This is a genomic window from Leuconostoc sp. S50, from assembly GCF_016624925.1.
Lineage (GTDB): Bacteria > Bacillota > Bacilli > Lactobacillales > Lactobacillaceae > Leuconostoc > Leuconostoc pseudomesenteroides.
Genome location: NZ_JACVUE010000041.1, coordinates 1 through 262, shown reverse-complemented (window position 1 = coordinate 262; position 262 = coordinate 1). Strand labels below are relative to the sequence as shown.

At 63.0% G+C, this 262-nt stretch carries 1 protein-coding gene; it reads right to left on the bottom strand.

The window, feature by feature from the left end; translation table 11 throughout:
* A partial coding sequence (locus tag IAE53_RS11655; protein WP_200554249.1) for a biopolymer transporter ExbD occupies positions 1 to 160 on the bottom strand: 160 nt, incomplete at its 3' end.
* Positions 161 to 262 lie beyond the last annotated feature (102 nt).

Below are 262 nucleotides of genomic sequence, written 5' to 3'. Positions count from 1 at the left end.
CCGTGGAGGCGGGCAGGTCGACCTTGATGTCGACCGTGGCCAGGGGGGCTGCGACCATGAAGATGATCAACAGCACCAGCATCACGTCGATGAAGGGGGTGACGTTGATCTCGTGGTTTTCGGCGAGGTCATCGCCACCTTCGTTAAGATGCAGGCCCATGGCTTACCCCACTTTCACCATGTGCGGGGCAGCGCGCTCGCCACCCTGGTGGTCCAGGTCACGGCTGACCAGCAGCAGTACCTGGGCGGAGGCGTCGGATAC